The sequence below is a fragment of the Rhodoplanes roseus genome, assembly GCF_003258865.1.
Classification (GTDB): domain Bacteria; phylum Pseudomonadota; class Alphaproteobacteria; order Rhizobiales; family Xanthobacteraceae; genus Rhodoplanes; species Rhodoplanes roseus.
Map to the genome: position 1 here is coordinate 23062 of NZ_NPEX01000011.1, position 21957 is coordinate 45018.

Below are 21957 nucleotides of genomic sequence, written 5' to 3' on the forward strand. Positions count from 1 at the left end.
AAAATTCACGCCGTCCGGGCCGCAGCAGCATCCGAGCGGCGCCGTGACAACCAGCCGGTCAGGCGCCGCACTGTGACGAACAGCAGCGGGATGAAGAACACCCCCAGTACGGTCGCCGCGATCATGCCGCCCAGCACGCCGATGCCGATGGCGTTCTGGCTGCCCGAGCCGGCACCCGTCGCCGTCGCCAGCGGCACCACGCCGAGGATGAAGGCGAGGGACGTCATCAGGATCGGCCGGAACCGCTGGCGTGCCGCGTCCAGGGCCGCCGAGACGAGATCCTGACCCTGCTTCAGACGCTCCAGCGCGAACTCGACGATCAGGATCGCGTTCTTCGCCGACAGCCCGATGGTGGTCAGCAAGCCCACCTTGAAGTAGACGTCGTTCGTCTGCGCCGTCAAGGTCGCGGCCACCACGGCACCGAGGATGCCCACCGGCACCGACAGCAGCACGGCGAGTGGTGTCGACCAGCTCTCGTAGAGCGCGGCCAGCGCCAGGAACACCACCAGAAGCGATATGCCGTAGAGCGCCCCGGCCTGGCTGCCGGCGAGCTTCTCCTGCCGGGACAGACCGGACCAGGCGGGACGGAAGCCGGTCGGCAGCGACTCGATGATTCCGGCGATCTCGTTCATCGCGTCGCCCGAGCTGACGCCCGGCGCGCCCTGGCCGACGATCTCGACCGCCGATGATCCGTTGAACCGCTCCAGCTTCGGCGAGCCGAAAGTCCAGCGGGTCGACGCGAACGCCGAGAACGGCACCATCGAGCCCGACGTGTTGCGCACGTACCAGAATTCGAGGTTTTCGGGCGTCATCCGGTGCTTGGCGTCGGACTGCACGTAGACGTATTTGACGCGGCCGCGATGGATGAAGTCGTTGACGTAGGTGCCGCCCCAGGCGGTGGCGAGCGTGTCGTCGACATTGGCGAGCGACAGGCTGAAGGCGCTGGCCTTCTCCTGGTCGACGTCGATGGTGAACTGCGGCGTGTCGTCCTGGCCGTTCGGCCGCGTCGCCATCAGCTTGCGGCTCTGCGACGCAGCGCCGAGCACGCGGTTGCGCATCTCCATCAGGGTCTCGTGGCCGACGCCGCCGGTGTCCTGCAGGTAGACGTCGAAGCCGCTGGAATTGCCGAGCCCCGGCACTGTCGGCGGCGTCAGGGCGAACACCATGGCGTCGCTGATTCGTGCGAAGGCCTGCATGGCACGGCCAACGATGGCCGGCGCCGCCAATGCCGACGACTTGCGCTCGTCGAACGGCTTCAGCTTGACGAACGCCATGCCGACATTCTGGCCCTCGCCGGCGAAGCTGAAGCCGCTCACCGTCAGGACGCCTTCGACGGCGGCCTTCTCGTTGTCGAGGTAGTGGTTCGTCACCTGGGCCAGCACCCGGTCGGTGCGGTCCTGGGTGGCGCCGACCGGAAGCTGGGCCATCGTCATCAGGATGCCCTGGTCCTCGTCGGGCAGGAACGAGCTCGGCAGGCGCAGGAACAGCATTCCGGCCGCTACCGTCACCATCAGGAAGCCGATCAGAAACAAGCGGGACCATCCGACGACGCCGCCGGCGGCGAGCCGGTAGCCGGCCGTCGTCCGGTCGAAGTTGCGGTTGAACCAGCCTGCAAGCCCGTGCGTGCCGGCGTGCTCGCGGCGCGGCTTCAGGAGGGTGGCGCACAGCGCCGGCGTCAGCACCAGCGCGACGATCACCGACAGAATCATGGCCGAGACGATCGTCACCGAGAACTGCCGGTAGATGACGCCGACAGAGCCGCCGAAGAACGCCATCGGGATGAACACGGCGGACAGCACGGTGGCGATGCCGACCAGTGCGCCGGTGATCTCGCGCATCGACTTTTCGGTCGCCTCCTTGGGCGGGAGCCCTTCCTCCTCCATCACCCGCTCGACGTTCTCGACCACCACGATGGCGTCGTCGACGAGGAGGCCGATCGCCAGGACCATGGCGAACATGGTCAGCATGTTGATCGAGTAGCCGGCGATCGACAGCACCCCGAAGGTGCCGAGCAGCACCACCGGCACGGCGAGCGTCGGGATCAGGGTGGCGCGGAAGTTCTGGAGGAACACCAGCATCACCAGGAAGACCAGCACGATTGCCTCGGCGAGTGTCTTCACCACCTCTTCGATCGACAGCCGCACGAAAGGCGTCGTCTCGTAGGGGTAGTGGACCTCGACGCCCTCCGGCATGGCCGACCCCATGTCGGCGATCACGGCCTTGACGCGCTCGGCCGTCGAGATTGCGTTGGCGCCGTTGGCCAGCGTGACGGCGAGGCCCGCCGCCGGCATGTTGTTGTATCGGCTCGACGAACGATAGTTGTCGGCCCCGAGCTCGACGGTCGCGACGTCGCCGATACGCACGATCGAGCCATCGGCGGCGCTCTTCAGGATGATGTTGCGAAACTGCTCGGGGGTCTGCATGCGCGAGCGCGCCCGCACGGCGGCGTTGAGCTGCTGCCCGGCAACCGCCGGCCGGCCGCCGAGCTGGCCGGCGGCTATCTCGACGTTCTGGGCCTCGATCGCTGCCGACACGTCGGTCGGCATCAGCGAGAACTGTGCGAGGCGGTCGGGGTCGACCCAGATTCGCATCCCGTAGCCGGACCCGAGAAGCTGGGTCGAGCCGACGCCGTCGAGCCGCTTGATCGTGTCGTTGAGGGTGCTGTTCACCCAGTCGGAGATGTCGACGTCGCTCAGCGAGCCGTCACGCGACACGAAGGCGATCACCATGAAGAAGCTGTCGGAAGCCTTCGACACCGAGATGCCGGTGCTCTGCACCACCGACGGAAGTTGCGCCGTGACGAGCTGCAGCTTGTTCTGCACCTGCATCTGAGCGATGTCTGGATCGGCCGCGTTTGTGAAGGTGAGGCTGATCGACACGGTGCCGGACGAGCTCGACGACGATGTCATGTAATCGAGGTGGTCGATGCCGGTCATGCCCTGTTCGATCACCTTGGTGACCGAGTTCTCGATCGTCTGGGCGTCGGCGCCTGCATAGGTCGCCGAGAGGCGGACCGAGGTGGGAGCGATCTGCGGATACTGCGCGACCGGCAGTGTGAATACGGCGAGCAAGCCGCCCAGCATGATGCCGATCGCGATCACCCAGGCGAAGATAGGCCGATTGATGAAGAACTGTGCCATCGTCTCGCTCCGACCGTTCACTCGGTCCGGGTCGGCGCAGCCGCGCCGTCGGCGCGGTTGGCGCGCCGCTCTGTGGAGCCGCCGGGGCGCGTAGCATCGGCCCGCTTCACCTCGCCGGTCGTCTCGTCGAGCGTCACGGCGACGGGCCTTACCGGCTGGCCGCTGCGGGCTTTCTGCGAGCCTTCGATCACCACCCGGTCGCCGTTGGTCAGCCCCTGTTCGACCAGCCAGTTGGTGCCGATGCCGCGGCGGACCTGCAGCACGCGCTGCTCGATCTTGTCGTTCGGCCCGACGAACATCGCGACCGCCTCGCCCTTGGTGTTGCGAGACACGGCGCGTTGCGGGACCAGGAAGCTGCCGGGCGCGATGCCCTCCTCGAGGACGGCGCGAACATACATGCCGGGGAGCAGCAACCGGTCGGGATTGGGGAACTCGGCGCGCAGCGTGAACGTGCCGGTGCTCTCGTCGACCTTGATGTCGGCGAAGCCCATCTTGCCCGGCTGTTCATAGGGCCGGCCGTCCTCCAGGATCAGCCGCACCGGGACCGAGTCGCCTCGGTTGGAGAGCCGTCCCTCGGCGAGCGCCCGGCGGAACTTCAGGAAATTGAGGCTCGACTGGGTCACGTCGACATAGATCGGGTCGATCTGACGGATGGTGGCGGGGGCGTCGGTCTGGTTGGCCGTCACCAACGCGCCGACCGTGATCGACGACTTGCCGATGCGTCCGGCGATCGGGGCTTTGATCTTGGTATAGGCGAGATTGATGCGGGCGGTGTCGAGATCCGCCTGGGCCGAGGCGACGCTGGCCTTCGCCTGCGCCAGCGACGCGACCGCATCGTCGAGATCCTGCTGGCTGACCGCCTTCTCTTTGCTCAGGCCCTTGTAGCGGTCCGCCTTGGCCTGGGCGCTGGGAACCGCCGCTTCGGCCTTCTGCAGGGCTGCCACGGCGCTGTCGTAAGACGCCTGATAGGTCGACGGGTCGATCTGGTAGAGCACCGCCCCGGCCTTGATCTCCGCACCCTCGATGAACAGCCGTTCCTTGATGATTCCGTTCACCTGAGGACGGACCTCGGCGGTCAGGAACGCGGTGGTGCGTCCGGGCAGCTCCGCCGTGACGGCGACGGCCTGCGGATGCAGCACCACGACACTGACCTCCGGGGCCGGCCCTCCAGAACCCCCGGGGCCGCCGGGCGCGCCCATTCCGGCCGCTCCTGGATCCGCCTGTCCGCAGCCGACCAGGAGGGCGGTGACGAGCAGCGGGCCTGCAAGCCGGCGGATGACGGATTTCTTATGCGCGGGGAGAGCCATGGCGGGGGCATCCGGTTTCTTCGTGCGGCCGCAGGCGTCGTGAGGCATGCGGCTTGAATTAGGAAACTATCAAGTTTATATAATCGCCGAGCCGGCCGCGTCAACCAGCCGTGCCTCTGCGGCGTTCACCTTGGAGGCTCTCGATCGAATGAGCGTCAACGGAACCTTGATGAAACCAAGGACTTCACCGTCGTTGCCGAAGAAGGCGGGGGCTCGCGGGCGAGGCCGGCCGAAGGTCGTCGACGACGCGACTCAGCGCGCCCGCATCGTCGCGGCGGCGCGCGACGTCTTCCTGCAAGGCGGATACGACGCGACCACGATGGACGCGGTGGCGCATAGGGCCGGCGTGTCGAAGAAGACCCTGTACCAGCTCTTCGACGGCAAGGACGCGTTGTTCGCCGCCATCGTCGCGGCCCATCGCGATCTCATGCTGAACGTTCCCGAGGGCGTCGACGAACGTCCGCTGGAGGAGGCGCTGGCGTCGATCTTCCGGCTCGACCTCGACGAGGAATCCGAACGCGACAGGACCGCGCTGCTCCGCCTGATGATGATGGAGGTGCCGCAGCGTCCCGATCTCGCCCGCGTGGTGTTCCGCCACGGCCCGGAGGAGTCGCGGGCGATCCTGGCGCGGTGGCTGGCCGGTCAGGCGGCGCGCGGCCGTGTTGCGATCACGGATCCCGAGCAGGCCGCCGGGCTGCTGATGCACATGATTTTCGCGCCGATCGGCTTCGACGAGGGCGGGCCCCGCTTTCCCGCGCTGGACGAGCGACGCGCCCACGCGACGGCCGCCTTTCGAATCTTCCTGCACGGCGTCGTGCCCCAGCGTTCACGAGACTGATCAGACATGACCTCCAGACCGTCGCGACGGCCCCTCCGCCGTGCCGCCCTCGCTTTGTCCTGCTCGTTCGCGGCTACTGCACTCGCCGGCTGCGCCGTCGTCGGCCCCGATTATCTGGCCCCCGACGTGACACTGCCGCTGCATTGGGCGAACGCGCCGAAGCAGCCGGTCGCCAAGCCGCAGGATCTGGTCCGCTGGTGGCGTGGTCTTCGCGACCGCACCCTCGATTCGCTGATGGACGAAGCGGTCACCGGCAACCTCGACGTGGCTGCGGCCAAGGCGCGAGTCCGGGAGGCGCGGGCCAACCGCAAGCAGGCGATCGCGGCGCTGTTCCCGACCGTGGACGGATCGGGCTCGGCCACCCGGAACAAGGCCTCGGCCGCGTCGTCCGGCACCGACGTGGTGGCGAACACGCCCTACACGCTCTATCAGGCCGGCTTCGACGCGAGCTTCGAGCTCGATCTGTTCGGCGGCAACAAGCGCAACCTCGAAGCGTCGACCCGCGCCCTCGAAGCCTCCTTCGAGGATCTCGATTCGACGCTGCTGACGCTGCTCGGCGACGTCGCGACCTACTACACTCAGGCGCGCGGCTATCAGGCCCGCATCGCGCTCGCCAAGCGCACGGCGGCGTCGCAGCGCGAGACGGCGGCGCTCACCAAGAGCAAGTTCGACGCCGGCTCGGCGTCGGCCGTCGACGTCGCCAAGGCGGTGGCCCAGGCGGCCGCGACCGAGGCGAACATTCCCCAGCTCACGGCGTCTTATGCCGAGTCCGTGCACCAGATCGGCATCCTGCTCGGCCGCGAGCCGTCGGCCGTCACGGCACTCGTGAGCCGTGACGCGCCGATTCCCGCGCCGCGGCTGCCGCTTCCCGCCGGCATTCCGGCCGACGTGCTGTCGCGCCGGCCGGACGTACGCAAGGCCGAGCGCCAGCTCGCCCAGTACACGGCCAAGATCGGAGTCGCCGAAGCCGCCCTCTATCCGGACGTGTCGCTGACCGGCAGCCTCACGACCTCGGCTCAGCGGCTCGGCGACGTCAAGAGGGGCTCGGCCATCGGCTATTCCTTCGGGCCGTCCGTCACAGTACCGCTGTTCAACGCCGGCAACCTGCTCGCCGCCGTCGAGGTCGCCGAGGCGCAGCGCGACGAGTACTTCATCTCGTTCCGCTCGACCGTGCTGACCGCGCTCAAGGACGTCGAGAATGCGCTCGTCTCCTTGTCGGAAGAGCGCAAGCGCGCCGTGAAGCTCGCCGAATCGGCGAAGAACTACGCCGAGTCGGCCCGCCTCTCGCGCGCGCTCTACCAGAACGGCTCGTCGAGCTTCCTCGACGTTCTCGACGCCGAGCGGTCCGCCTACTCGGCCGAGGACACGCTGCTGCAGAGTCGGGTGCTGATCACCACGGACTACGTCGCGCTGGCCAAGGCGCTGGGTGGCGGATGGTCCGGCCGGGTCGATGTGTCCAAGCCCGAGATCGTCGATGCCGGCACGCTGCCGCACTCGGTCGACTTCCGGGTGCTGGATCCGGTGCGCTGAACCGGGCCTACAGCTCGACCCGCGAGAATTTTCCGCGCAGCCAGCGATAGAACGGTACCGGCAGGTCGGGTGAGAAGCCGCAGGTGATGCGGTGGTCGAGCTCTGCCAGCACGGCCTTGGTGATCGGGGCGATCTCCAGCGCCTCGGCGTCGTCGAGCGGCATCCACACCAGCTCGACCAGCTCGGCGTCGGGCCCGATCACGCCGTCCACCTTCGCCGCGATCGCCGTCGCGTCGACGGCGAAGAAGCGCGTGTCGAAGCGGCGCGGCCGGCGCGGCGGCGTCACGGCGCGGGCGATGAATTGCAGCGTCGAGAGATCGGGCAGCACCCGTGCCGCGGCGAACGGCGACCACGGCGCACCTTCGGAGGCGTGCATCTCGGGCCAGCTCCCGTCGGGGCGTCCGAGCAGAAGGCCGGTTTCCTCGAACGTCTCGCGCACGGCGGCGATCGCGAAGGCGCGCGCCTTCACCAGGCTGGGCCTCGACGTTTCCAGCATCAGGCGCTCGGCCATGCGAGGATCGAGCTCGCTCGCCGCCGGCACGCCGCGGTCGGTCGGCTCGACGCGGCCGCCCGGAAAGACGAATTTTCCGGGCATGAATTTCAGGCCGGCGTGGCGGCGGCCGAGCAGCACCTTGGGGACCGTGCCGGTGCGGTCGATCAGAATGAGGGTCGCGGCGTCGCGCGGTCGCAGGTTCGGCGACGTCATGTCCCGTTCGGCATGGTTCAGGTGATCGGTCAGCCGTTCCGCCAGCGTCTCCGGCGGCGCGCTCGCCATGCCGTATCCCGACACGTCGACGTCGTGCGGGTCCTCCGGTGCTGGCGCACCCGTGGATTTCGCACCCGTCTCGTCGTCGTCCGCCATGCCCGTCGTCCGTGGTTCGCAGTGACCCGGATCGCTCGCGGGATGCGGCCGCAGTGTAGCGGAGAGCGGGTTGATTGTGGAACCGCGGCGGGCGCACCCGGGCCCGGTATGCGCGCGCCGCACACGGGCGGGCGGCGCCGCGGTTGCGGCCGGCCGGTCAGCGCGGGCTGGCCCTCAGGCGCGTCACGCGGCGCGCTCGAGCGGGGACGGCTCGACGGCGGAGCAGATCGCCGCGAGGATTCTGTCGATCGACTGCTCGGCGAAGGCGTGCAGCTCGTCGGTGGTCTTGTTCTGCATGGGATGCGGCACGTAGATCGCGGCCGCATCGAGCCCGATCGCCGCCTTCTGCTGCTCGAAGGCGTGACGGAACTCTTCCGTCAGCACGCTCACGCCGGCCAGGCCGCGCTTGTCGAAGTCATTGAGATCGTGGGTCGAGCACGACGTGCAGGAGCCGCAGTCCGACAGCGCTATGACTACCGCGCTGCAGGTCGACGCGATGTCGGCGATCATGTCGCGCGGGGCGACGCGTGTGTTGGTCGGTTTCTTGTACCGGCGGGTGGCGACGCCGCGCTCGCGGCACAACTGCTCGATGCGGTCGATGAACTCGTCGCCCCGCATCTTGCCGATGTCCATCAGGGCCACGGTCGCGCCGTCCAGGGTGGCTAGCGGCGGCGTGCGCGGGCGGAGCGCGGAGGCGCTCTCGGCGGTCGGGTCTCGCAGCTCCAGTCCCGGCGTCATGCCGTGATCTCCCTGGTGACGGGCTTCGATTCGTGGCGGAAGCGGCCGCCCGTCCAGCCGGCGCAGATGGCCGAGAACAGCCCGGCCTGTCCGCCCGCATGCACGATCAGCAGCCCTTCGGGCCAGAACTTGGCGATCATCTCGTCGCGACGGCTGGCTGCAACGCCTTCGCCTACTCCGTGCGCGCCCTGGATCACGTCCTTGCCGGGTCGCACCATCGCGGCGTGCAGCTCGCGCTCTATGCGGGCGCGATCCCAGCCGGCGTCGCGGAAGATCGCGTAATGCTCCGGCGCCAGTACCAGCATGGCGTTGGTGAACTCGCACAGCTTCGGATGCGCAACCGCCAGCAGCGACATCGCCAGCGACCGCGTCAGCTCCTGTGGCGTGCGCGAGCGCTGGTCGACGAAACCCTGGATGCCGTCGCCCTGGAACAGGGTCACGGCGTCGCGGCCCGGCGCAATTCCACGCGCCTGGGCGAGCGGTTGCCAGGTCGGATCGCTCTCGTCCTCGGCGAAGCAGAACGTGTACTTGCCGGGACCGCCGAGCACGGCGCGGTCGAGCTCCCCCGGCCGGCCGCCGCCGATGTTGCGGACGATCAGTTGCAGGGCTCGCCCGATCGTGGCGTTGGCGCGGTTGCCCTGGCCCAGGCAGTTGATGCCGGAGTTCATGCCGATGCGGCGGGCGATCGGCCCGTTGACGACGATGATGGGGCCCGAGAAGCAGGTCGTGCAGAGCAGGCCGTGCATGGTGAACTCGGGCTGCAGCGCCGCCTCCAGCGCTGCCAGGACGACCGGCATGTAGTCGGGCCGGCACCCCGCCATCACGGCGTTGACGGCGACCTTCTCGACCGTGATGGGCGACAGGTTCGGCGGCACCTCGCCGATGAACTCGTCGGGCCTTAGGCGCGTGCCCTCCAGCATGCGCAGAATGCGGGCGTCGGTCGGCGGAACGACCGGAAGCCCGTCGGTCCAGCCGCGCTCGAAGCAAGCCTCCATCTCGTCGTCCCATGCGTCGAGCGTGATGCGTCGCGAGGTGAGGCCGGTGTCCCCGTAACGCGCGAAGAGCTGCTCGTGAACGCCGGGCTCGCGGCTCTTCGAGCCGCAGCCGGGCCGCATGGCGGGCAGGCCTTCGCCGAGGCCCGTGATCCCGGTGATGCTTTCCCATTCGGTGCGGTTCCAGCCGAAGGTCCGCGCCGTCTCCCGTCCGTCCTCCAGCCGGATGACGGTGGGCACCGCCTCGACGTCGAAGCGGAACGACTGCTCGAGCGTGGTGTCGTCGACCGGGCGCAGGCTCGCCGGAAAACCGGGGTCATCCTGGGTGAAGATGGTCAGCGCCTGCCCGGAGCGGGCCAGCTCGCCCAGCACCGACTCGACCATGGCGCAGGTCTCGCAGGCGCGTTTCGCAAAGACGACAAGGCCGTTCTCGGGCACCGGATGGGGCACGTCTGGTCTCCTGAATTGCCAAACTGATATACTAGATGACGATCTTGGTTGTCGATAGGTCATCGGGCATCTGCTTCGATTGCCAATTTTATAAGCATAATATGCCTCTGACTTCGGCTTGTGGTGAATGTCGGCTCGTGTACTAATATATCAGTTTGGTCACGCCGCTTCCCGAGGGCATTGTCGATGTCGGCCGATATCGTCCGTCTTCAGTCCCGCATACCGGGCGCCTCGCCGCTGAAGTCGGAGATCGCCGACCGCCTGCGTGCGCTGGTCCGCTCGGGCCGGCTGCCGCTCGGCGCCCGGATTTCGGACAAGCAGCTCGCCGCCGAGCTCGGGGTCAGCCGCACGCCGGTGCGCGAAGCCCTGGTCCAGTTGCAGAGCGAGGGGCTGGTGGTGGTGCGCCCGCAGAGTGGGACGTTCGTGGTCGACCTGCAGGCGGACGACATCCGCCAGCTCTGCGCCACGCGCGGCATCATCGAGGTCGGGGCGCTCCGCTTCGGTGGCCACGGCATCGCCCGCGAGTCGCTGGCCCAGCTCGGCTTCCTGGTCGGCCGCGCCTCGGTGGCGCTGAGCGACGGCGACCTGGCCCGGTGCGACGAGCTCGATTGCGAGTTTCACGAGGCGATCGTCGCGACCAGTGCCAACTCCTATCTGATCAGGGCCTATGGCGGCATCGCCGATCAGCTCCGCGCTTTGCGGCAGCGCATGCCCCGCGAGCCCGACCGGATGGCGCGCGCGATCGCCCAGCACCGCATGATCGTCGACCTGTGGGCGGCGGGCCGCAGCGAGGACGCGGCCGCGCAGCTCCACGCCCATGTCGGCCACGTCGAGCGGCTGCTGACCGCGGTGCGGTCCGAGCCGGCGACACGCGCAACGGACCGCGAGGCGTGACAGCGCCGTCGCTCGAGGAGCCACCATGCTGAAGCTGATCGCTCGTGCCTGTGCCGTCGTCCTGGTGGGCGCCTCGCCGGTGCTCGCCCAAAACTATCCGGTGAAGCCCGTCACGGTCGTCGTGCCGTTCGCGGTCGGCGGTCCGAACGATGTCCTGGCTCGCCTGGTCGGGGACCACATGGCGCGTGACCTCGGACAATCGGTCGTGATCGAGAACGCGCCCGGGGCGGGTGGCACCACCGGCTCGGCCCGCGCGCTCAAAGCGGAGCCGGACGGGCACACGCTGCTGTCCGGCAATCTCGGCAGCCTCGGCGCCGCCTTCGCGCTCTACAAGAAGATCCAGTACGACGTCGACGACGTCGCGGCGGTCGGCATGCTGGCCGGCACGCCCAATCTGGTGGTCGTCCGCAAGGACTTCCCGGCCGCGACGCTGGCCGAGTTCATCGCCTACGCCAAGGCCAATCCCGAGACGGTGACGGTCGGCAATGCGGGGTTCGGATCGAACGCCCATCTGGTCTGCCTGTATCTGGAGAACCTCGCCGGCATCAAGCTGCGGCACGTGCCGTATCGCGGCACCGGGCCGGCGATGACGGATCTGCTCGGCGGCCAGCTCGACGCGATGTGCGACTCGACGCCCAACGTCGTCCCGCAGGTTCAGGCCGGCACGGTCAGGGCCCTGGTCGTCGCCCAGGCCACGCGGCTACCGGCCGTGCCGCAGGTGCCGACCTCGACCGAGGCGGGGCTGCCGGAGTTCGTCGTCGTCGGCTGGAACGCCATCGTGGCCCCGGCCAAGACACCCAAGCCGGTCATCGCCCGGCTCAACGGCGCCCTCAGGGCCGCCCTCGAGGATCCGACCACGCGAAAACGGATCGAGGACATCGGCGCCATCCCGCCCGGACCGGCCGAGTCGAGCCCCGAATGGATGGACCGGTTCCTGCGCTCCGAGGCGAAGACCTGGGGCACCGTGATCCGCCAGGCGGGTGCCAGCGTCGAGTAGAACGCGGCGCGCATTGCCCGCCTATCGTCGCTTCTGCCCCCGTGTCGCGCCGGGGCGCTTGGGACCGTTGGAGCCCTTGGGCCCCTTGCGGGCGATCTCGCGGCGCGGGCGCTCGCGTCCGCGGGTGCCGCGCCGGGTCTCGATGCGGCCGTCCGAGAGGATCTCGAAGCGCAGCGCGCCGGCGACCGGCGCTGCCTCCACCAGCTTGACCGTGACGGTGTCGCCGAGCCGCCAGCTCTCGCCGGTGGCGTCGCCGATCAGCGCGTGCTGGCTCTCGTCGTAGCGATAGTAGTCGCGGCCCAGCGTCGAGGCCGGCACGAAGCCGTCGGCGCCGGTCTCGTCCAGCTTGACGAACAGGCCCGAGCGCGTCGCGCCGGCGACCCGGCCCTTGAACGTCGCGCCGATCCGGTCGGCGAGATGGTGGGCGATCAGCCGGTCGACGGTTTCCCGCTCGGCCGCCATGGCGCGCCGCTCCGCGGCCGAGATGCGGGCCGCGATCTCGCCTAGCGCGGCAACGTCGGCGCCCTCGGGAAGGCCGTCGCGGCCGAGCTTGCAGGCGCGGATCAACGCGCGGTGCACGATCAGGTCGGCGTAGCGGCGGATCGGCGAGGTGAAGTGTGCATAGCGCCGTAGATTGAGGCCGAAATGTCCGTAGTTCTCCGAGGCGTACTCGGCCTGCGCCTGGCTGCGCAGCACCACCTCGTTGACCAGCCCCTCGGAGTCCTTGCCCTTCACGCGCGCCAGGATCCGGTTGAACTGGACGGGGCGCAGCGCGCCCGCCTTCGGCATCGAGATGTCGAGGGTGGCGAGGAACTCGCGCAACGCGCTGAGCTTCTCGAGGGTCGGCTCGTCGTGCACCCGATAGACGAGCGGCGTCTTCGCGCGCTCCAGCGTCTCGGCCGCCGCGACATTGGCGAGGATCATGAACTCCTCGATCAGCCGGTGCGCGTCGAGCCGCTGCGGCACGATCACCCGGTCCACCGTGAAGTCGGGCTTGAGCAGGATCTTCCGCTCCGGCAGCTCGAGGTCGAGGGGGCTGCGTTCCTCGCGGGCCTTCTTCAGCGCGGCGTAGGCGTCGTAGAGCGGGCGCAGAACCAGCGGCAGCAACGGTGTCGTGGTGTCGTCCGGCTGGCCGTCGATGGCGGCCTGCGCCTGGGCGTAATGCAGCTTCGCGATCGAGCGCATCAGCACGCGGTGGAAGCTGTGGCTGCGCTTCCTGCCGTCCGCGTCGATCACCATGCGGACCACCAGGGCAGGGCGGTCCTCGGCCGGTCGCAGCGAGCATAGATCGTTGGAGATGCGCTCCGGCAGCATCGGCACGACGCGGTCCGGGAAATAGACCGAGTTGCCGCGTTCCAGCGCCTCGCGGTCCATCGCGGTTCCGGGCCGCACATAGGCGGCGACGTCGGCGATCGCCACGTCGATGACGAAGCCGCCCGGATTGTCGGCCGCGCTGTCGGTGCGGGCGAACACGGCGTCGTCGTGGTCCTTGGCGTCGGCGGGATCGATGGTGACGAAGGGCACCTCGCGCCAGTCCTCGCGTCCCTCCAGTGTCGCCGGCCGGGCCGCCTCCGCCTCCGCCAGCACGGCTTTCGAGAACTCGTGCGGGATGCCGTGCGCGTGGATCGCGATCAGGCTGACGGTGCGCTCGCTGGCGAGCGAGCCGAGCCGCTCCTTCACCTTGACGCTGGTGTGACCGAAGCGGCCGTGCTTCTGCACGTCGACGGCGACGAGGTCGCCGTCGCGGGCGTCGAGCGTGTCGCCGGCCCGGATCGGCAACTCGCGGCCGAGGCTCCGCTTCTCGACCGGGACCAGTCGGCCGCCGCCCTCCGGCAGCGCCCGGAAGACACCGAGCGCGCGGTGCTTGTCGCGTTCGAGCACTTTTATGGGACGGCCGCGATGGCGGATGCCGTCCTCCTCCTCGACCTCCTCGGTGCGCAGCAGCGCCCGGTCGCCGACGCGCGGGATGTCGGCGGGTCGGGCCTTGTGCGGGATGTGCAGGCGGATTTTCGGCGCCGGGCCGCTCTCCTCCTCGTCCCAGTCGGCCGGGACGGCGATCAGCCCGCCGTCGGCGTCGCGGCCCGTCACGTCGGCCAGCACCACGTTCGGAAGTGTTCCGGCGTGGTGCAGCTTCTTCTTGCGCCGTGCGATGCGGCCCTCGTCGGCGAGCTCGCGCAGCATCGTCTTCAGCGTGGCGCGGTCGGCGTTCTTGAGGCCGTAGGCGCGCGCGATCTCGCGCGTGCCGGCCTCGCCGCCATGGGCCGCGATGAAGGCGAGAAGCTCGTCCTTGGTGGGGATGACCGGACCGGGTTTTTTCGAGCTCACCACGAGGTCCGTGCGCCGAGGGTGTCGATGGAGATCATGGCCCCAAGGTAAGCGCCAGCCGGGGATTCCGCCAGCGGCCGCTCGGAGCAATGATCAGGACGCGGCGGGTCTCGCGATCGAAGGAGCCATGGTGGCCGCCGACATTGCCGCGAGTCGCAGCCTGCTCTCTGCCCCTTGTGGGGGAGAGGTGGAGAAGGGGGGCCCGCGGCAGGACGCCGGCGCCGTTACCCCCTCCCTGTCCATCCTCCACAAAGGGGGAGGGACCGCAGGAGGCGAAACGTCCAGTCGGGGCGATGCGCTGTGGCGCCTTCACTCGGTCTCGGCGGGCTCCGGGGCCTTCTTGGCTTTTGGGGCCGGGGGCTTTTTGGCGGCCGCTTTCTTCGGGGCCGCCTTGCCCTTCGCCTTCACGGCGGCCTTGGCGGCCGGCTTGGCCTCGCCACCGTCCTTGGCCTTGGCCGTCTTGGCGGCGGCGGCCTTCTTGGCCGGAGCCTTGCGGCGGGGGGCGCCGCCGGTCGCCTCGGCCCGGGCGGCGATCAGGGCCACGGCCTCGTCGAGCGTGATGGTATCCGGCGTCTTGTCCTTCGGCAGCGTCGCGTTGATGCCGTTGTGGCTGACATAGGGGCCGTAACGCCCGGCCTTCACCACGATGGCTCCGCCCTGGGCCGGATGGTCGCCGAGCGAGCGGCCCGGGTCGCCACCGAAACGACGCCCGCCCGGTCCCTTGGCCCGTTTCTCCGCCAGCAGCGTCACGGCCCGGTTGAGGCCGACGGCCAGCACCTCGTCGCCCGCTTCCAGGTTCGCGTAGGTCTTGCCGTGCTGCACATAGGCGCCGAACCGGCCGATTCCGGCCAGGATCGGCTCGCCGTCCTCGGGATGCTTGCCGACCTCGCGCGGCAGCGACAGCAGCCCGAGCGCGAGCTCGAGGTCGACGGTCGCCGGATCCGTGCCCTTGGGGAGGCCGGCCCGCTTCGGCTTCTCGCCGCCGTTGCTGCTTTCGCCGAGCTGGACATACGGACCGAAGCGACCGTTGCGCAGCGACACGTCGAGACCGGTCTCCGGATCCTGGCCCAACACCTTGTTCTCGGCCTCGGGGGCGCCGTCCGCGCCCGGCACCGAGAACGGCCTCGTGTAGCGGCATTCGGGATAGTTCGAGCAGCCGATGAACGCGCCGAAGCGGCCGAGCTTCAGCGACAGCCGCCCCGTGCCGCAGGTGGCGCAGACGCGGGGATCGCTGCCGTCCTCGCGAGCCGGGAAGAGATGCGGGGCGAGCATCGCATCCAGCGCGTCGATGACCTCGCTGATCTTGAGATCCTTGATCCCGTCGACCGCGCCGGCGAAGTCGGTCCAGAAGCGGCGCAGGAGCTGGTGCCACTCCATCTCGTTGTTGGAGACCCGGTCGAGCTGCTCCTCCAGGTCGGCCGTGAAGTCGTACTCGACGTAGCGCGAGAAGAAGCTCTCCAGGAACGCGACGACGATGCGGCCACGGTCCTCCGGCACCAGCCGGCGCTTGTCGATCCGCACATAGCTGCGGTCCTTCAGCACCTGGAGGATCGATGCATAGGTCGACGGACGCCCGATCCCGAGCTCCTCCATCCGCTTGACCAGAGACGCCTCGGAATAGCGGGGCGGCGGCTCGGTGAAGTGCTGGGTGGACTCGAGCGCGAGCTTCTGCAGAGCCTCGCCGGCGCTCATCGCCGGGAGCCGGCGGCTCTCCTCGTCCTCCGGATCCTCGTCGCGGCCCTCCTGATAGACGGCCAGGAAGCCGTCGAACGTCACCACGCTGCCGGTGGCGCGCAGCTCCAGCAGCCGCGGCTTCGCCGCCTCGACCTTCGCCGTGATGTCGACCGTGGTCCGCTCCATCTCGGCGGATTCCATCTGGCTCGACACGGCGCGCATGTAGATCAGCTCGTAGAGCCGGGCCTGATCGGGTTCGAGCTGGCTCTTCACGTCGCGCGGCCGGCGGGCCATGTCGGTCGGGCGGATCGCCTCGTGCGCCTCCTGGGCGTTCTTCGCCTTGGTCTGGTACTGGCGCGGCGCGGCGGGCAGATAGCGGTCGCCGTAGTCCTCACGGACGACGCTGCGCACGGCGGCGATCGCCTCCGGCGCCATCTGGACGCCGTCGGTTCGCATGTAGGTGATCAGGCCGACCGTCTCGCCGCCGATGTCGACGCCCTCGTAGAGGCGCTGCGCCACCCGCATCGTGTGGGCCGGGGCGAAGCCGAGCTTGCGGCTCGCCTCCTGCTGCAGCGTGGAGGTGGTGAACGGCGGCTGCGGATGGCGCTTGGTCGGCCGGGCGTCGACGGTCGCGACCGTGTAGCGGGCGGTCTCGAGCGCCTGCTTGAAGTCGGCCGCCTCGGCGCCGCTGCCGATGTCGAGCCGGGTGATCTTCTTGCCGTCGGCGCCGACCAGGCGCGCCTGGAAGCTCTCGTTGCGCGGCGTCGCCAGCGTGGCGATCAGCGACCAGTATTCCTGGGTGACGAACTTCTCGATCTCGAGCTCGCGGTCGCAGACCAGCCGCAGCGCGACCGACTGCACCCGGCCGGCCGAGCGGGCCCCCGGCAGCTTGCGCCACAGCACCGGCGACAGCGTGAAGCCCACCAGATAGTCGAGCGCGCGCCGCGCCAGATAGGCGTCGACCAGGGCCTGGTCGACGGCCCGGGGGTGCTTCATCGCCTCGGTGACGGCCTGCTTGGTGATGGCGTTGAACACCACCCGTTCGACGGCCTGATCGGTGAGGGCGCGCTTTTCGCGCAGCGCCTCGAGAAGATGCCACGAGATCGCCTCGCCCTCACGGTCCGGATCGGTCGCGAGGATCAGCTTGTCGGCACCCTTGAGGGCCCGGGCGATGTCGGCGATGCGCTTCTGCGCCTTCCCGTCGACCTCCCAGACCATCTTGAAATCGGCTGCAGGATCGACCGAACCGTCCTTGGGCGGCAGGTCGCGAACATGCCCGAACGAGGCCAGCACCTCGTAGCCACCGCCGAGATACTTGTTGATGGTCTTCGCCTTGGCCGGAGATTCGACGACAACGACGTTCATGAAAAGCCTTGCAGTGGACGTGTGGCCGGTCTGTCGGCCCGGTTCCGGGACCGCCGCGGCCCCGGGAAAATGGTTAAGCGGGGGGCAGGTGTCAAATCGGAGCTGCGGCGCGTGCCCCGCACACCCGCCTACGTATCAAAAGTTGTGTTTATCTTTCGCCGCGACTTTAGATAGTATTCCTGTCGAAAACACGTATCGAGGGAATGCGACCGCGCGCCGTCGGGTGGTCCCGAAGCGGCGCAGCGGCAGGGTAGCTCATGTCCGATACCACACCCGCCGACGAGAGGCCCGGCGCGCAATCCGCGGCGGCGTATATCGCGGACCTGACCGCCGATCTCGCCCGCCTGGCGCGCCGCAACGGGCTGCAGACTCTCGGCTACATCCTGGACATGGCGCGGATCGAGGCGGAGGCGAGCAGCGGCGCCGGCCGTGACCGGGAACGGGCTAACGGTGCACCACCACAGTGACCGCGGATCGGCACCTGTGGTGACGCAGTTCAAAGAAGCGCGACGCGCCCGCTGCGCTGGCGGTCGAGCCGGCCGGCGAGCTCCAATTCCAGCAATGTGATTTGTACCGTGGCGGGCGCCGCGCCGGACCAGCGGATCAGGTCGTCGACGGCGACCGGGGTCGGACCGAGCAGGGCCGTGATGCCGTCCCGGGTCCGCCCGTCCGGCGGCAGCTCCAAGGGCAAGGAGAGGGTGATGGGTGCCGGCTCGTCGAGCGGGCGCTCGAAGTCGCGGCCGACCATCGGCTCCAGCGCGGCGACCACATCGGCCGCCGCCGTCACCAGGGTCGCGCCCTGCTTGAGGAGGTCGTTCGTCCCCTCGTTGCGGGGATCGAGCGGTGATCCCGGCACGGCGAAGACCTCGCGGCCGTGCTCCAGCGCCCGCCGGGCCGTGATCAGCGAGCCCGAGCGGCGCGCCGCCTCGACGACGACGACGCCCAGCACGAGCCCGGAGATGATGCGGTTGCGGCGGGGAAAATCGCGTCCGCGCGGCACCCAGCCCATGGGCATCTCGGAGACTACGGCCCCGTCCCGGGCGATCGCCTCCAGCAGATCGATGTGCTCGGGCGGGTAGGGGCGATCCTGCCCGCCGGCCACCACGGCGATCGTCCCGCGCCCGAGGCTGCCCCGGTGTGCCGCGCCGTCGATCCCGCGCGCGAGCCCCGACACGATCGCGAAGCCCGCCTCGGCGAGCTCGCGCGCGAGCCTCTCGGCGATCATCAGGCCGGCCGCCGATGCGTTTCGGGCGCCGACGATGCCGACCGCGGGCTGCGCGAGAAGATCGATCCGGCCGCGCACGCCGAGCAGCGGCGGGGCATCGTCGATCGCCTGCAGGGCCGCGGGGTAGTCCGGCTCCCCCAGTGCCACGAACACGACGCCGTGCCGACGCGCGGTGGCGAGCTCGCGTTCGGCCTCGGCGCTGGTGGTCACATGGACGGGGCGGACGGCGCCCCCGCGGCGGGCGAGGTCGGGAAGTGCGGCGAGCGCCGCGCGGGCGCCCCCGAAACGGTTCAGGAGAGCCCGGAAGGTCCGTGGCCCGACATTCTCGCTACGGATCAGCCGCAGCCAGTCGAGCCGCTGCTCGTCGGTGAGACGCACGCCGGCCGACACCGGACACTCCCCCTGCCGCACGGCCGAACGGACGGCCGCCTCGCTCACGCACGGCATGGTGGCACGGGAGCGCGTGTCGCGCGAGAGGTGATTCGCGCAATGCGCGAGTCGGCGGCGCAGGTGAGGTGATCAGGCCCGCTTGATGCCGCGGCAGACGTAGTAGGAGCCGAACAGGAACTCGTCCATCCGGAACTCGTCGACGAGCGGCTCCAGGTGCTCCCACGGGCGGATATAGGGATTTCCCAGCACGGTCTTCTTCATCAGCCAGATGCTGAAGGGCAGCACCAGCTTGCCGCCGATCCCGGGCGGCAGCTTGGCGTCCATGATGACGATACGGCCGCCCGGCTCGAGCAGCTCGAGGGCGCGTGCCAGCACGGCCCGGTGATGCGGCATCGTGTTGTAGGAGAGGCCGAACATGACGGCGTCGAGGGGCTCGGGCGAGCGATAGTCGGCGGCATCGGACTGGGTGAGGTGGACATTGTCCCACCCGCCGCGCGCCACCACGCTGCGGGCGCGTGCCAGCATCCCGGCCGAGAAGTCGACGCCGTAGACCCGGCCGGACGGCCCGACCGCCTCACGCAGGAACGGCAGGTTGCGTCCGGTGCCGCAGCCGATCTCCAGCACCCGCTCGCCGGGCGCGAGGCCGATCTGCTCGACCGCGGTGCGCCGGAACGCCGTCGGCATGAACAGCAGCCATTCGAACGGAACGATCAGGCTGGCGATGCGGTCGTAGCGGCGGCGGATGTAATCGAGATCGTAATCGGCCCACTGAATCGCCACGTGACCCCCCGAGCGCCGCGCGCCCCCGGCGCGATATTTTTCGTTCTGCAACCGGCCACTGGTGCCGTCGAGACACCCGGGGCGCTCTGTCGGGCAAATTAGCTCGACACGGTTGCACCGATTAGTCGCGATACGGCATTCCGGCGCGCGCTGTAAAGAACCGTCGGTTCGATGTGGTCCGGTGACGCCAGACTGTTGCGCCCGAACCACGGCGCATGCGGGCCGGCTCCCGGCTCAGGCGGGGTCGTCGGCGGCCTGCCCGGCGCCCGTGCGCTTGCCGATCTTCGACTCGGTGCCGGCGAGCAGCCGCTTCAGGTTCGCGGCGTGCTTGATCCACGACAGCAGGGCGAGCCCGGCGAACAGGATGGCGGCCTCGGACATGCCGGCCAGCCAGAGGAGGAGAGGCGTCGCCGCGCTGGCGGACAGCCCGGCCAGCGACGAGTAGCGGGTCGTGAAGGCGACGGCGAGCCAGACCAGACCGAAGCCGACCGCGGCCAGGGGCGACAGGCCGATCAGCACGCCGATGAAGGTCGCCACGCCCTTGCCGCCGCGAAACCGGAGCCACACCGGAAAGAGATGCCCCAGAAAGGCTCCCAGCCCGGCCAGCAGGGCGAGATCGGGACCCGGCGCCGCCGCCGTCGCGAGGAGCGGCGCGACCAGCACGGCCGCCGTTCCCTTGAGCGCATCGAGCAGGAGCGTCGCGGCCGCCAGGCCCTTGCGACCGGTGCGCAGCACGTTGGTCGCACCGATATTACCGGAGCCGATCGTACGAATGTCGCCGGCGCCGGCGATCCGGGTCAGCAGCAGCCCGAACGGGATCGAGCCGAGCAGATAGCCGAGCGCCACCGCGCCCGCATAGACGGGCAGGGCCATGAACCAGGCGCCGGGGTGGAGCATCGTCGTCGTTCGCTCCGGGGATGAACCGTCGTGCCCGGCCAGCGGCCGGGCCTCGCGGCGGACCCTACCGACAGGCCGCCCGCTGGGCAATCGGTGCCGGCCGTCCGCCGCTCACACGAACTCGAAAACGGTGCGGCCGGACACCATGGTCCGCACCACGCGGCCCTGCAGCCGCGCCTCGTCGAAGGGCGAGTTCTTGCACTTCGACTTCAGATCCTCGCGGTCGAGCACCCACGGCGTGTCGAGATCGACGACGATGACGTCGGCGGGCGCGCCCGGCTTCAGCGTGCCGCCCGGGAGGCCGAGCAGCTCGGCCGGCCGGGTCGACATGGCGCGGATCAGGGTCGGCAGCGGCACGTCGCCGGAATGGACGAGGCGCAGGCCGGCGACCAGCATGGTCTCGACGCCGATCGCCCCCGGCGTCGCCTCGGCGAAGGGCAGGCGCTTGGTCTCGACGTCCTGCGGGTCGTGATCCGACATGATCACGTCGACGAGGCCGCTGCACAGCGCCTCGACGAGGGCGACGCGATCGCTCTCCGGGCGCAGCGGCGGCGTCACCTTGCAGAAGGTGCGGTAGGAGCCGACGTCGAGCTCGTTGAGCGTGATGTGGTTGATCGACGCCGAGGCGGTGATGCGCAGGCCGGCGTCCTTGGCGCGCTTGAGCACCTCGAGCGAGTCGGCGCAGGTGAGCGAGGCGGCGTGGTAGCGCGAGCCGGCGAGACCGACGAGGCGGACGTCGCGCTCCAGCATGATGGTCTCGGCGGTCTTCGGAATGCCGAGCAGGCCGAGCCGGGCGGCGTACTCGCCCTCGTTCATCACGCCGTCGGAGGAGAGGTTCGGATCCTCGGTGTGGTGCACGATGAGCGCATCGAAGTCGCGCGCATAGGTCAGCGCCCGGCGCATCACCTTGGCGTTGGTGACGCTGCGCGCCCCGTCCGTGAAGGCGACGGCGCCGGCGGCCTTCAGGAGGCCGAACTCGGTCATCTCCTCGCCCTTGAGGCCCTTGGTGAGGGCCGCCATGGGCACCACCTTGACGATGGCGGTGTCGCGGGCGCGACGCATCACGAAGTCGACGGTCGCGGGGTCGTCGATCGGCGGATGGGTGTCGGGCTGGCACACGATCGTCGTCACGCCCCCGGCCGCGGCCGCCTGGCTCGCCGAGGCGAAGGTTTCGCGATACTCCGCGCCCGGCTCGCCGATGAAGGCGCGCATGTCGACGAGGCCCGGCGCCACCACCTTGCCGGCGCAGTCGACCACCTCGGTGCCCTCGGGCACGCCGGCGGCGCCGATGCCGCGCTTGATGTCGCGCACCAGCCCGTCGGCGATCAGGACGTCGGCGACGAGGTCGAGATCGCGCGACGGGTCGACGACCCGGGCGTTGGCGAGCAGGATCGGTCGGCGTTCGGAGAGCATGGTCACACCAGGAAGTCAGCGGGCATGCGCGAGGAATGGCGCGGTCGCTGGAAACCCCGACCCGTCATGCCCGCGCTTGTCGCGGGCGTCCACGCTCTGGACGTCCCGCGATGGTTCACACATGGATGGCCGGGACGCGC

Annotated in this window: 16 protein-coding genes; 5 read left to right on the plus strand and 11 right to left on the minus strand. The window is 69.6% G+C overall.

From position 1 onward, the window contains the following. Window positions 1-5: 5 nt before the first annotated feature. Both CH341_RS03025 and CH341_RS03030 read right to left on the minus strand, forming a co-directional pair. Window positions 6-3140 carry an efflux RND transporter permease subunit gene (locus CH341_RS03025; protein WP_111417552.1) on the minus strand — a complete coding sequence of 1045 codons (3135 nt, stop codon included), beginning with the start codon at window positions 3138-3140 and terminating at the stop codon, window positions 6-8. A 17-nt stretch (window positions 3141-3157) separates the two neighbouring features. Next, window positions 3158-4447, minus strand: coding sequence for an efflux RND transporter periplasmic adaptor subunit (locus CH341_RS03030; protein WP_111417553.1), 1290 nt, complete (start codon window positions 4445-4447; stop codon window positions 3158-3160). A 148-nt stretch (window positions 4448-4595) separates the two neighbouring features. Here CH341_RS03030 and CH341_RS03035 point away from each other — a divergent pair, with 148 nt between their 5' ends. Together CH341_RS03035 and CH341_RS03040 are read left to right on the plus strand one after the other, a co-directional pair. Continuing rightward, window positions 4596-5285 (plus strand): TetR/AcrR family transcriptional regulator, encoded by a 690-nt coding sequence (locus CH341_RS03035; RefSeq protein WP_170149444.1) that lies wholly within the window; start codon window positions 4596-4598, stop codon window positions 5283-5285. Between the two features lie 6 nt (window positions 5286-5291). After that, window positions 5292-6815: an efflux transporter outer membrane subunit gene (locus tag CH341_RS03040; protein WP_111417555.1), complete on the plus strand. Its 1524-nt coding sequence runs from the start codon at window positions 5292-5294 to the stop codon at window positions 6813-6815. A 7-nt stretch (window positions 6816-6822) separates the two neighbouring features. Here CH341_RS03040 and CH341_RS03045 read toward each other — a convergent pair whose 3' ends face one another. The 3 genes from CH341_RS03045 to CH341_RS03055 all read right to left on the minus strand — a co-directional run bounded on the left by CH341_RS03045 (window position 6823) and on the right by CH341_RS03055 (window position 9857). Further along, a complete protein-coding gene (locus tag CH341_RS03045; RefSeq protein WP_245430843.1) occupies window positions 6823-7677 on the minus strand; it encodes an NUDIX hydrolase in 855 nt (284 codons plus the stop codon). A gap of 183 nt (window positions 7678-7860) precedes the next feature. Further along, complete coding sequence (locus CH341_RS35150) at window positions 7861-8415, minus strand: UGSC family (seleno)protein (protein ID WP_210208166.1); 555 nt, start codon at window positions 8413-8415, stop codon at window positions 7861-7863. Beyond that, entirely contained in the window at window positions 8412-9857 is a 1446-nt protein-coding gene (locus CH341_RS03055) for a thioredoxin domain-containing protein (RefSeq protein ID WP_111417556.1), read from the minus strand. Before CH341_RS03055 ends, CH341_RS35150 begins: the two co-directional genes overlap by 4 nt. Window positions 9858-10043: 186 nt before the next feature. Here CH341_RS03055 and CH341_RS03060 point away from each other — a divergent pair, with 186 nt between their 5' ends. Together CH341_RS03060 and CH341_RS03065 are read left to right on the plus strand one after the other, a co-directional pair. Further along, window positions 10044-10751, plus strand: coding sequence for a GntR family transcriptional regulator (locus CH341_RS03060; protein ID WP_111417557.1), 708 nt, complete (start codon window positions 10044-10046; stop codon window positions 10749-10751). A 25-nt stretch (window positions 10752-10776) separates the two neighbouring features. Then, window positions 10777-11748 carry a Bug family tripartite tricarboxylate transporter substrate binding protein gene (locus CH341_RS03065; protein ID WP_111417558.1) on the plus strand — a complete coding sequence of 324 codons (972 nt, stop codon included), beginning with the start codon at window positions 10777-10779 and terminating at the stop codon, window positions 11746-11748. A gap of 21 nt (window positions 11749-11769) precedes the next feature. On the opposite strand, the gene rnr is transcribed toward CH341_RS03065, so the two are convergent. After that, on the minus strand, window positions 11770-14073 hold the full coding sequence (gene rnr / locus CH341_RS03070; RefSeq protein WP_245430844.1) for a ribonuclease R: 2304 nt from the start codon (window positions 14071-14073) through the stop codon (window positions 11770-11772). Between the two features lie 309 nt (window positions 14074-14382). After that, window positions 14383-17112, minus strand: a complete 2730-nt coding sequence (gene topA / locus CH341_RS03075) for a type I DNA topoisomerase (RefSeq protein ID WP_111417559.1) — start codon at window positions 17110-17112, stop codon at window positions 14383-14385. 257 nt (window positions 17113-17369) lie between these two features. Here topA and CH341_RS03080 point away from each other — a divergent pair, with 257 nt between their 5' ends. Continuing rightward, window positions 17370-17579: a hypothetical protein gene (locus tag CH341_RS03080; protein WP_111417560.1), complete on the plus strand. Its 210-nt coding sequence runs from the start codon at window positions 17370-17372 to the stop codon at window positions 17577-17579. Window positions 17580-17608: 29 nt separating this feature from the next. On the opposite strand, the gene dprA is transcribed toward CH341_RS03080, so the two are convergent. The 4 genes from dprA to CH341_RS03100 form a co-directional block, all read right to left on the minus strand. Beyond that, a complete protein-coding gene (dprA, locus tag CH341_RS03085; protein ID WP_245430845.1) occupies window positions 17609-18727 on the minus strand; it encodes a DNA-processing protein DprA in 1119 nt (372 codons plus the stop codon). A 129-nt stretch (window positions 18728-18856) separates the two neighbouring features. After that, window positions 18857-19507, minus strand: coding sequence for a class I SAM-dependent methyltransferase (locus tag CH341_RS03090; RefSeq protein WP_210208167.1), 651 nt, complete (start codon window positions 19505-19507; stop codon window positions 18857-18859). A gap of 234 nt (window positions 19508-19741) precedes the next feature. Further along, window positions 19742-20380: a glycerol-3-phosphate 1-O-acyltransferase PlsY gene (gene plsY, locus CH341_RS03095; protein ID WP_111417575.1), complete on the minus strand. Its 639-nt coding sequence runs from the start codon at window positions 20378-20380 to the stop codon at window positions 19742-19744. 135 nt (window positions 20381-20515) lie between these two features. After that, window positions 20516-21817, minus strand: a complete 1302-nt coding sequence (locus CH341_RS03100; protein WP_111417562.1) for a dihydroorotase — start codon at window positions 21815-21817, stop codon at window positions 20516-20518. Between the last annotated feature and the right edge of the window lie 140 nt (window positions 21818-21957).